Source organism: Bacillus sp. RB3 (assembly GCF_030164735.1).
GTDB classification, from domain to species: Bacteria; Bacillota; Bacilli; order Bacillales; family Bacillaceae_G; genus Bacillus_A; species Bacillus_A cereus.
Genome location: NZ_JASNGE010000067.1, coordinates 1 through 8,605, shown reverse-complemented (window position 1 = coordinate 8,605; position 8,605 = coordinate 1). Strand labels below are relative to the sequence as shown.

Sequence of the window (8,605 nt, the reverse complement as noted above, 5' to 3'; positions counted from 1 at the left end):
AATGTAATGAAAGAAAACTTCGCTAAATATTTCAAGGATAGGGTGTAGACAATGATCAAATTAGAAAAAGAAAATAAAAAGATGAAAATCATTCAATCTGCCACAATACTGTTCTCTACGCGTGGTGTCCGTAACACAACAGTTGATGAAATTGCAAAGACAGCTAAAGTTGGTAAAGGTACTATTTATTATTACTACACAGATAAAACTGAAATATTATGCGACTGCTATATGCGTCATATTCAGCTCAAACGCTCACAATTATTTAATTTATATAAAGAAGAAAAAGATGTTTTACTTCGAATACAAAAAATTCTTCATTATATCAGCCTAGAATATCATCAAGATCCGTTTGTTTCTAAACTCTTTCAAGAATATAAAGAGTACCATTCACCTGAAATTACAACTTGTTTTAAACAATCTGAAGAAGAAGCAATTAACATGATAAGTAATTTGCTCGAAAAAGGTTATCAGCAAGGAGCTTTGCATAAGGTACCATTACCACTTACAGCTTTTATGTTAGTACGAATGATTTTTAACTACGAACAGGATTATATAAAAGATGATAAAAGTGATACAGAATTTCTGCAGTTGCTAAAGCATATGCTGCTTAAAAACTAGTTTTAACAGCAAAAAAAATAATTGTGGTACAAATATATGAAGAAGAACGTGAATAATGGATGGTTTCATAAGCTCTTTTCAGTCTGGACAAACCTGCAAAATATCTAACGCTTATGTAGGAATGACTGATAAAATCCCAACCCGCGTGATTGTTCATCGACTATTCAACGAACAACAGCGATTACAAGATCAAACTGTAAGGGAAAAAAGAATGAAATAAAGTATTCTGCTCGTAGTTAATACTTAGCGATATTAAAAAGAAGTACCAATCATTTACTTGTACTGATGGGAGAAGTAAATGATTGGTATTCTTCACGTTAGCCAATATAATTTTAATTTAAAACATGATAAGCATTCTTCCTCATTCATCGTTGCAAAAAAATAAAACGAGAAAGATTAGAATGCGAATTCAGTTGATGTTTTTATCATGTACTAATATTCGAGTTCATTTCAATGTGCTTAAGCTTTTTATTTTTTACTCTATTAGATATGGGTTCACATTACTAATCTAATTAAATTAGATTTCTTTACGCACCCTCTTCTGAATCCCACACTTCAGTAAATTGAAAACCTTTTAATTTACTCTCTAAAATTGCATTTTTGAATTGATCTGATACTAAAAGATAGTTAGGATGTACCTTCCCGTTTATATTCAATTTAAAAATCGGTTCGTGCTGGATAACATAAGGAATAAATGCAAATTTTTTACATCCTATTATTAAACCTGAACTTAACTTATCAAAGATTGTTTTATTAGTATCAAGTGCTTCCAACACCCTTAAAACATGCATTGCATAGTATTTTTTATTTATTTGTTTATGAATTAATGGTAAAAATTCAATATTATCTCCTACTATAGGTTCTAAAACATTCTTGGCTTTTTCACTAATTATTTGTACACCAGACCTTCCCCAAAAAATAGGGGAATCGCTTGATTTCCCTTCATCTGTTACCTCAATGAACTTAGGCGTCCATGAATCTGACAAACTCACCATAGAATTAAAACTAGTTTTAAAATATTTTTTATCCTCTTCATAGTTCAATAATTGAAAGCTTTCATAATCATCAGTCGAGCTTTTTAATTGCCAAATCTTCATATATATTCCCCTTTATTATTACCATTTATATAGTTATTTCTTGGGTTCATTTAATCGTAAATTGCCTTCTAATAAATCTCTTCTTATCCATCTCTGAGTTCACATTCCTTATTTAATTCTTGTAAAAAAATAAAAAACAAACTAACCTTTAAAATGTTAGTTCGTTTTTAATAAATCATTAAATTAATATCAGGCAAGTGAACTACCCGCCACTTAACGTCCTAACGGACTGTTTGAAGTGGCGGCTTCTCGGTTAATCATTACTTTTGATAGCTAACGAATTTGTCCTTAGACAGCCGAGCTAACTTCCTTGTTCCAAAGGTTTTGTTATTGCAATTTATCCTAACGCTAATAGGCGTATTGCTTCATTTTTGATATTAATAGCTGCGTTATAATCTCTATCGAGATTTACACCGCATATACAAGAATAAATTCGTTCAGACAAAGTCATATTTTTTATATTTCCACAATTGCTACATGTTTTGGTGGAAGGAAACCATTTGTCTATTTTCAAAAGTTGTTTTCCTTGTTCGTTTAGTTTATAAGCTAAGAAAGAAGTGAACATACCCCATCCATTATCAGTGACACTTTTTCCAAAATGAAGTGCTTGCGACATTCCTTTCATGTTAAGATTTTCAATAGCTACGACATCAAAATGAGTAGCTAACTTTTTAGACTCATGATGAAGGAAATTCTTACGTTGGTTAGCTACTTTCTCATGTAACTTAGCTACACGAATACGTTGTTTATGCCAACGCTCAGAACCTTTATTACGCCTTGATAATACTCGTTGTGCCTTTGCTAACTGGTCTAACATGTTACGATAGAAATTAGGATAATTGGCTTTCTCATCCTCAGAACTAACGTATAATCCATCCATCGCAAAGTCTAACCCCACAACTGTTTCTACTTCTTTTTGTACAATTTCTTTTTCATATTCAGTCAAGATGGACACATAGTATTTACCCGTAGGAGTCATAGAAATCGTACATGACTTGATTCTATAATCTTGTGGTATCTCTCTATGTTGTTTGATACGTACCATTTTGAGTTTTGGCAATTTTATATGACCATTCAGCAACAAAATATTTCCGTTTACTACATTCGTTGTATAAGACTTTCTGTCTTTTTTACTTTTGAATGTTGGGAAGTCATTTTGACCACTAAAGAAATTCTTATAGGCAGTTTACAAGTTTAGTTGAGCATTTGCCAAAGCTAATGAATCCACTTCTTTTAACCACTCAAATTCTGCTTTATATTTCGCGGGAGTTGAAGGCTTTTGTTTCTTTAGTTGCTCCCTATCATCTTTGTACTTTTCGTACGCTTCTTTTCGTTCAGCTAACATTATATTATATACAAAACGTACACAACCGAAGGTTTTATGCATAAGATATGCTTGTTCTTCTGTTGGATACAAACGGAATTTATATACTTTATTGTGCTTTGGCATATCATTTCACCTCACTTTTCGCCTTGATTTTCAATATATTTCTTTACTACGTCTATTGGAGAATCCCCAGTAGTTAATAAGCAAAAACTTCTTGACCAAAACATCTCTTTCCAAAGTTTCGTTTTCACTCGTGGAAAGTCTCTCTTGATGAGTCGAGAACTTGCACTTTTATAAGCATTAATAAATTTTGTCATTTCTGTATTCGGATGAGCCTTGAACAAAATATGAACATGGTCTACATCATGATTCCACTCTATCAATGTTATGTTGTAATTCTCAGATAACCTGACAAACATGTCTTTTGCATAGTCTGATATATCATCATTGAACACATTTCTTCTGTATTTCACAACCAATACAAGGTGATAATATAGCAAGAACACCGAATGATTATTATTATCTAATTTCATTGATATAACAACCTTTATTCTTTATAAGACTGATTCTATCAGAGGAAAAATAAAAAGCAAAGCCTTTTGGCTCCGCCAAACCGAAATTCGTCTCCCACCTATCGTCGGGCTACGCCCTTCACACGCTTGAGGAAGGAGACTTCTTTCGGGAAATAAGTTAAAAATGAATTTCAAATTATGTTTAACATTAATTATTTTTATCCATTGGTATTGTATTTAGTGCTAAACCAATAGATCCTAATTTTTCAATTATTTTTTTTGCTTTACCATATGGAGCTCCTTTTACTAATGTAAAAGGAAGGTTTTTTGATCCTTTTAATAGTTCCCCTGTTGAAATATCAAGTGCGAGTACACTTTTTATCTTTACTAAATCTTTTAATCCTCCATTAGGAATTTCTATTAACACTATATTACACGTATCAGGGATTTCTTCTTTTATTTTCTGTATTTTTTGATTCAAACAACCCGTATTTACCCATTCAATAAAATCTAATGTAACTACAGTGGCATGATTTGGATTCATATCACCAGAATCAACAGCCCTTACTTCTCGTACATCTGCACCTTGCGACATTAAAAAAACATTGCCACTACCATCATCACCAATAGCAACATAACCATTTGCATATTCTGCTACTTCCCAAGTCTCATTTCGTTCTATAATATCATCAGTACCATAAATTATTAATCCTCCACCTATAGAAAAACCATTTGTATACTTCAATAAATCTTTATGTACATTTGGTAATTTAACTTTCATTACATCTTCTATTTCTTGAATTCCAATATCATTTGCTGGCTTATTTTTTATTAAACCAGAAACATTAGATAAATTTATCATTTTTTCACAAAACCTCCCAAACTATCAAAATATTTATAAGCATCTACCAATACTTTTCTTGCAGTTTTCTGATCAACTCCTGCCTCAATCATTTCTCTATAGCTTACATTAAATTCATAATTTATATCAGTATCGTATCCTTCAAGCCTTCTTCGCTTTCTTTGCATAGCAGAAATTTTTACCTGAGGAAAACCAGAACTTGATAGTAAAGGTTTCGTTTGAGCTTTCTTTTCGTTACAACACTCTCATCATCCTTTACAGTCCATTCATTTTGTTGTATAGAATGATGCCAATTGTATTTAATTATCAGCTGACATATTTTTATTTCCTGAAGCAGGATAATAACTTATTTTGTGAAGCCAAAATATATAGTAAATATTAATTACTATACCTTTCCGCGCTTAATTCTAAGAAGAAGCTTATACAAATACATAAGCTTCTTATATTACATTTATTACTCTCTTGGGTATAAATTTACATCAGTAAACTATTTTTATTAGATCTCTTTACGCACGATCTTTTGAATCCCATACCTCAACAAATTCGAAACCTTTTAAATTGTTTTCTAAAACTGTATTTCTAAATTCATCAGATACTAAGACAGTAGAAGAATGTAATCTTTGATTTAAAAATGTTTTAAATATTATCTGCCCCTCAACTTTATTGGCTAAAAATGCGTATTTTTCGAACCCTATTATTAACCCTGTACTTAGTTTTTTCAAAACTGCTTTATTGTAGTTAATTGCATCAACTGTATTTAGAACGTTTATTAGGTAATAAACTTCACTTGTAACATCATGAATTAATGGAAGGAACTCAACATTATTACAGATTAGAGGCTCTAATATTTCTTTTGCTTTTCTGCTAATCATTGGTGTACCAAGTTCTCCCCAGAACATAGGACAGTCACTTTTTTTATCACCTTCTACACATTCAATAAAAATTTTTCCCCACGAATCAGACAGTTTTATTGCCAAATCAATTTTCCCATCAAAATATTTTTTACGGTCTTCTTTTAAATTTAGTAGCTGAAAAGATTGATAGTTATCAAATAAGCTTTTTAATTGCCAAATTTTCATACCTTTTTACTCCTTCAGAATTTAATTATTAAGTATCATGGATGATTTTGTATTAAAGCCAAAATTCGCCTAAGTAAACCTAGTGATTTATTGGTATAATTAATATTGTATTCCATTTTATGGATCAATCAATTAATATAAGGCTATGTTTTATAACATATGAAAATACTGCTAATTTAATATTAAACATAATAAAATACATAGCCCGTTCTTTTTACTATTAAAAAACATATTGAAGTAAGGAGTTATATTATAATGGCAATCTTTCAAAGTAATGTTCAAAAAGCTGAACAAATTGCTACTCAAATGAGATCAGCTTCTGACGCAATTCAAAATGCAACAGGTAAATCAATAACGCACGCAACACGTACAACTTTAACCGTTAATTACAAAGCACAGGAAGCAAACCAACAAGCCTTAGAATTAACTAGACAATTTCTTGCTGCCTTTCAGCAATCCATTGACAATATACAGTCTGTAGCAACAGAGTTTGAACGAATGGACAACGATTTACAGAAGAATTTTTAGCTTTTTTAAGAATTTTTCCTTTATCCCTTCTGTTAACTTATATATAAGCAAAAAGGTAGGCGGAAAAAATGAATCAAGAAATAGAACAAAAAATGAAGGTCTTGAGTCAAAATCTAATGAATCTATCCGAGGAACAATACCAAAATCAACGCGCAATACAAACACAAGAACAAGCAGAAGCAGACTTTCAAGAATTAAAAATACGCAGCCATCGCTTTTTTCATCGTATTTTAGAAACATGGCATGGTGATAAAGAACTCTTTCGCTTTTTTACCAATATACAATTAGAAACTCAACAAATTGAAAGAAGCCTTTCTTATAAATTAGAAGAACAAAAGGAAACATTAATTCAAGAGAAACAAAAATTATACAATCTAGAAAATGACCTCACTCATCAAAAACAAAAACTTGCTAGGGAGGCCAATTTATGAGTTTAAATATGTATCTTGGAGAGGTACAATCCCAAACAAACACTATGTATGCTTTTTGTACTGCTACTATACAAAGTATGGAGCAAGTAATCCAATCTATCGACAGTTTTGTGGGTGATTCTGTCCTACAGGGTCAGACTTATTATAGTGCGAAAATGTATTTTGCAGAAACGTTTCTTCCTTTAGCACAGGGGATTATTTACCTATGTGAAGAATTACTCCATCAAAATGAATCTTTTCCTGCTGAGTTTCAATCAAGAGTCGCCTCAACAGATGTAGTTGAACAAGAACTATTAGAACAAATCCGAGAGATTGACCGAATGATAGCAAGTATTGAAGTTACAAAACAAATTATGCCACTACCGGATATGGATGCAATGGTTAACCTATTTATTGAGATGCGCCGTAAAATCCAGGAAAAGTTAGAACATCTATATGAATTTAATCAAACATCTAGTAATAACTATGCTACCGCGATTCAATTAGCGGCTAGTATCGCTGCAGGCCTAGCTGAAGTTCAAAGTGGAAAAGGCTTTAGCCCTGCAAGTGGTACATTTAGTACACAAAGAATAAATATGGAATGGGCAGATTCTATTCATGAATATCTAGATAATAATATTCGATTAGATAATAGTATAAAAACAAATAATCTAATTGAATCTGGTATACTATTAGGTAGTTCTTCGGAAAAGAATATACTAGAAAAGTTTATAAAAGGGGTTTGGAATGGATCTGGAGAATTTATTGGTGGTTTAGTAGAGACATACAATTCGTTAGACGATACAGTGACAAAGGAGAACCTAAAGTATGCTGCAGGTCATCCTATAGAAACCGCATATACCATGATAAATACTTTTTCAGACACTTTTATGAATGAATTTTGGCATGGCGATGCTGAAAGTCGTACACAATGGGGAACAAATATTTTTATGGAGTTTGGTTTAGGATGGCTTGGAGATAAAGGAGCAGGCCAAATTGGAAAAGTAACTTCCCTTGGAGACTCTGTAAAGTTAACGAAATTTTCAGGTGATACACCTTATATTTCAAGCCACTTACCATTAAAAGATCGATTTGCTTTTGCTGGTGGAGATGGTTTGCGATCTAGATTTGACACACCAGACTTTAAACAAGCTGAAGAAAAACTCTCTACCTATCAATTTGCTAGTAGTGGAAGAATTAATAGTAGCAGAACTAATAGTGGCAATGTTCCGTATAGTTTTGATTCATCACTTATGGAGCACCTTTTTCATGGGGAACTAAAACAAAAATGGTGGGGACTAAAAGCTGTTGGATATCACCATGAAAGTATGATGGGTGGAGGAGAAATAGTTAGAATTACCCATGCACCAAATTCTGCGGGAGTATATAGAGCAAAAGTAAAAGTAGACGGTGAAACAAAAAACGCGCTTTCTTCATTTTTCCCTAAGGATTGGGATAGAGTACAGGTACTTGATTCTATCAAAGAAGCATACGATAATAAGATTCAAGTCGATACAGTTAGATATGTAGGACAAACATCCCACGGATTTAAAGTAGAAATGATTATACAAAATAATGAGATAATAACAGCATATCCTGTTTATACTAGGAGGTAAAAAATGAAATATACATACGAATTTTATCGTGATGGACTTGGCGGATTAAGAATACGTTTGCCAAAAGAAATTTCTATAATTTCTCATTTCTTGGAAGATATTTTAGATGATGAAGCAGATGAGTATATACAAATTTTAGATAATGTAGTAGACCAAAAAGTTCCGCAATATGAAATAGAAGGGAACGTAGCAGCAGTCTACATTGAACCTAATTACACCAGTGCTATTAACTTATTTATGAGTGCTCCAAATAACCAATGTAAAATTGAGACCTCTGAATTTAGAAAACTACTTGTGTTGTGGCGAGATACAGTGGTAGCAGAAGGGAAAGATATAGAAGTATAAAAGAAAACTACCTTCTGTGATATTTAGATCATAGATGCTAAACTCAATAAAATCAAAGGTAGGAATATATTAAATATATTTCTACCTTTTTATTATGTGGCGAGACTCCACATCCATTAACTTAAAAATTTTTTATTGTTTTCCGACAGAAGACTCCTTCCTCAAAAATGTGAAGGTGTGAAACACCAATTTTAGGTGGGAGATGAAT

General features: G+C 32.0%; 10 protein-coding genes and 2 pseudogenes. 6 read left to right on the top strand and 6 right to left on the bottom strand.

What is annotated here, in order from left to right; genetic code table 11:
* The first annotated feature begins 51 nt into the window (after nt 1-51).
* Nucleotides 52-621 carry a TetR/AcrR family transcriptional regulator gene (locus tag QO049_RS30080; protein WP_106081871.1) on the top strand — a complete coding sequence of 190 codons (570 nt, stop codon included), beginning with the start codon at nt 52-54 and terminating at the stop codon, nt 619-621.
* Between the two features lie 55 nt (nt 622-676).
* Nucleotides 677-1,026 (top strand): annotated as a pseudogene (locus QO049_RS30075) (IS4 family transposase); the annotation flags it as partial.
* 122 nt (nt 1,027-1,148) lie between these two features.
* Here the strand turns inward: QO049_RS30075 and QO049_RS30070 are convergent.
* From QO049_RS30070 to QO049_RS30045, 6 genes and pseudogenes are all read right to left on the bottom strand, one after another.
* On the bottom strand, nt 1,149-1,718 hold the full coding sequence (locus QO049_RS30070) for an imm11 family protein (RefSeq protein WP_284489801.1): 570 nt from the start codon (nt 1,716-1,718) through the stop codon (nt 1,149-1,151).
* 337 nt (nt 1,719-2,055) lie between these two features.
* Nucleotides 2,056-3,168: pseudogene (locus QO049_RS30065) on the bottom strand (RNA-guided endonuclease TnpB family protein).
* 11 nt (nt 3,169-3,179) lie between these two features.
* Complete coding sequence (gene tnpA / locus QO049_RS30060; protein WP_000762720.1) at nt 3,180-3,578, bottom strand: IS200/IS605 family transposase; 399 nt, start codon at nt 3,576-3,578, stop codon at nt 3,180-3,182.
* A 187-nt stretch (nt 3,579-3,765) separates the two neighbouring features.
* Nucleotides 3,766-4,419 carry an SMI1/KNR4 family protein gene (locus QO049_RS30055; protein WP_284489800.1) on the bottom strand — a complete coding sequence of 218 codons (654 nt, stop codon included), beginning with the start codon at nt 4,417-4,419 and terminating at the stop codon, nt 3,766-3,768.
* Nucleotides 4,416-4,595: a hypothetical protein gene (locus QO049_RS30050; RefSeq protein WP_372584820.1), complete on the bottom strand. Its 180-nt coding sequence runs from the start codon at nt 4,593-4,595 to the stop codon at nt 4,416-4,418. Before QO049_RS30050 ends, QO049_RS30055 begins: the two co-directional genes overlap by 4 nt.
* A 330-nt stretch (nt 4,596-4,925) precedes the next feature.
* Nucleotides 4,926-5,498 carry an imm11 family protein gene (locus tag QO049_RS30045; RefSeq protein WP_284489799.1) on the bottom strand — a complete coding sequence of 191 codons (573 nt, stop codon included), beginning with the start codon at nt 5,496-5,498 and terminating at the stop codon, nt 4,926-4,928.
* A 255-nt stretch (nt 5,499-5,753) separates the two neighbouring features.
* Between QO049_RS30045 and QO049_RS30040 the strand changes: the two genes are divergently transcribed.
* From QO049_RS30040 to QO049_RS30025, 4 genes are all read left to right on the top strand, one after another.
* Nucleotides 5,754-6,026 carry a TIGR04197 family type VII secretion effector gene (locus tag QO049_RS30040; RefSeq protein ID WP_000974199.1) on the top strand — a complete coding sequence of 91 codons (273 nt, stop codon included), beginning with the start codon at nt 5,754-5,756 and terminating at the stop codon, nt 6,024-6,026.
* A 68-nt stretch (nt 6,027-6,094) separates the two neighbouring features.
* The gene (locus tag QO049_RS30035; protein WP_001070984.1) at nt 6,095-6,457 is read left to right on the top strand and encodes a DUF3958 family protein; all 363 of its coding nucleotides are present in this window, start codon (nt 6,095-6,097) and stop codon (nt 6,455-6,457) included.
* Nucleotides 6,454-8,052: an EndoU domain-containing protein gene (locus tag QO049_RS30030; RefSeq protein ID WP_284489798.1), complete on the top strand. Its 1,599-nt coding sequence runs from the start codon at nt 6,454-6,456 to the stop codon at nt 8,050-8,052. The genes QO049_RS30035 and QO049_RS30030 overlap by 4 nt, the downstream gene beginning before the upstream one ends.
* Before the next feature lie 3 nt (nt 8,053-8,055).
* Complete coding sequence (locus QO049_RS30025; RefSeq protein WP_000878117.1) at nt 8,056-8,397, top strand: hypothetical protein; 342 nt, start codon at nt 8,056-8,058, stop codon at nt 8,395-8,397.
* Nucleotides 8,398-8,605: the final 208 nt, after the last annotated feature.

What these genes read in the sequence shown, in the direction of transcription:
- QO049_RS30025 (WP_000878117.1), top strand. Translation starts at nt 8,056, where the DNA reads ATGAAATATACATACGAATTTTATCGTGATGGACTTGGCGGATTAAGA.
- QO049_RS30045 (WP_284489799.1), bottom strand. Translation starts at nt 5,498, where the DNA reads ATGAAAATTTGGCAATTAAAAAGCTTATTTGATAACTATCAATCTTTT.
- QO049_RS30055 (WP_284489800.1), bottom strand. Translation starts at nt 4,419, where the DNA reads ATGATAAATTTATCTAATGTTTCTGGTTTAATAAAAAATAAGCCAGCA.
- QO049_RS30030 (WP_284489798.1), top strand. Translation starts at nt 6,454, where the DNA reads ATGAGTTTAAATATGTATCTTGGAGAGGTACAATCCCAAACAAACACT.
- QO049_RS30070 (WP_284489801.1), bottom strand. Translation starts at nt 1,718, where the DNA reads ATGAAGATTTGGCAATTAAAAAGCTCGACTGATGATTATGAAAGCTTT.
- QO049_RS30040 (WP_000974199.1), top strand. Translation starts at nt 5,754, where the DNA reads ATGGCAATCTTTCAAAGTAATGTTCAAAAAGCTGAACAAATTGCTACT.
- QO049_RS30080 (WP_106081871.1), top strand. Translation starts at nt 52, where the DNA reads ATGATCAAATTAGAAAAAGAAAATAAAAAGATGAAAATCATTCAATCT.
- QO049_RS30035 (WP_001070984.1), top strand. Translation starts at nt 6,095, where the DNA reads ATGAATCAAGAAATAGAACAAAAAATGAAGGTCTTGAGTCAAAATCTA.
- tnpA (WP_000762720.1), bottom strand. Translation starts at nt 3,578, where the DNA reads ATGAAATTAGATAATAATAATCATTCGGTGTTCTTGCTATATTATCAC.